Below are 1449 nucleotides of genomic sequence, written 5' to 3'. Positions count from 1 at the left end.
CCTATCGGATTCACACATCGAGCGTGGCTCCGTACTTGATGGCTTGGAACTCTGCGAGGCCGATGCGCATCACCTTGGGGCCTGGCTTGCCGTAGTAGCCGGTCCAGCCGCCGAGGCGAGCGATGACCCAGGCTGCGAAGGCCAGAGATCCTTTGGGATGGGGATTGCGTTGTCGCTCGGTCTTGCCTTCAAGCTTGGCAGAGACCGCTTCGAGAATGGGACGGTCGTCGGGATCGAAAGCATCGCTGAGCCTCTGATCGGTGTTGCCGTCACGGGCCTGCACGAGTTGCTTGATGGTGACGGCGGCGATCGTGGCCGCGGCGGCGAAGTTGATCATGGCAGGCGGGTCGCCGATGTCGGCCGCCTCGATGTCGAAGCCTGCCGTCTTGAGGGTGCGGAAGAACTCCTCGATGACCCAGCGCGAGCGGTAGAGGTCGACGACACGGCGTGCCTGGGCCACGGTGGCGACACTGTGGGTGGTCAGCAAGCGCCAATGCACCGGTTCGCTGCCGTCTTTCGGCTTCGACACCTCGCGAACATCGACCAGTGTCAAACCGACCGTCTCGGGCAACGCCGGATCGGCTCCGTTGAGTGGGCGCCGCACCGTCACCGGCGCGTAACGCACCGCCAACTCGGCATCCCGTGCGCATCGTCCGGGCGCGGCGGGGATGGTCACGGCAAAGCGGCTTTGCTCAGGCTGGGCGTCGATGAAGGCGAACAGCAAGCCTGGCTCTTCTTGCGCGGCCTCGATGCGCCGGTTCTGGCAGGCCCGCACGATCAGGTCGACATTGTGCGGACGTTCGGCGAACAGTTCATAAAAGTCGCTCTCGCGATCCGACACCATGGTGATGCTGGCCGCCCCTTCCAGAACCGCGCCGGCCTGCTTGGTTGCATCGATCCAGCGCTGCGATTCCTTTTTGCTCGTCGCCCGCTGGCGCCGCGGCGCCAGTTCTTCTGCGTCGCGGTTCCAGACCCGCATAGAGACCAGGCCCAGCAGCGCTCCCGTGCCGGCCTCTACCGCCAGCATAGGGTGCAGCATCAGACCTGCTGTATTGCCATTGCCGACCGGACCGTAGCCTGCCCGCGCCCGCCGAGAACCCAGCGCCAATTCCGAGCTGTCTTGCACGGCAACGACATGGCGACCAACCGCGCGCCGCCCGGTCTGTTCGCCGGCATGCCGCGACATCTCCGCAGCGCTCACCGAGCGGTTGCGCAGAAATCGCGTGAACTGCATCTCGCCCGCCCGACTGCCGCCAAGCCGGCGGATACACGATCCAGGCCGCGCAACCAGCGCGGCATGCAAGCAGGCCCCCCTTTTTCCAGGCGGCGATCGCCAAATCGCCCCAGCCCGTACTCGATGCCGGTCATTCAAACCTCCTTCGTCTTTCCGGCCGAAATAGAATCGAGCTTCGCCGAAAAGCGCAACCGACATGTGTGAATGCGATAGGT

Annotated in this window: 1 protein-coding gene; it reads right to left on the bottom strand. The window is 64.9% G+C overall.

From position 1 onward, the window contains the following. Positions 1-10: 10 nt before the first annotated feature. The gene (locus tag AC0L17_RS34370) at positions 11-1234 is read right to left on the bottom strand and encodes an IS4 family transposase (protein ID WP_473518974.1); all 1224 of its coding nucleotides are present in this window, start codon (positions 1232-1234) and stop codon (positions 11-13) included. Positions 1235-1449 lie beyond the last annotated feature (215 nt).

The organism is Mesorhizobium sp. WSM4829 (assembly GCF_055811475.1).
This window is presented reverse-complemented; position numbering and strand designations above follow the sequence as displayed.

Excerpts from the sequence above, each read along its gene's own strand:
- AC0L17_RS34370 (WP_473518974.1), bottom strand. The coding sequence starts at position 1,234 with ATGCAGTTCACGCGATTTCTGCGCAACCGCTCGGTGAGCGCTGCGGAG.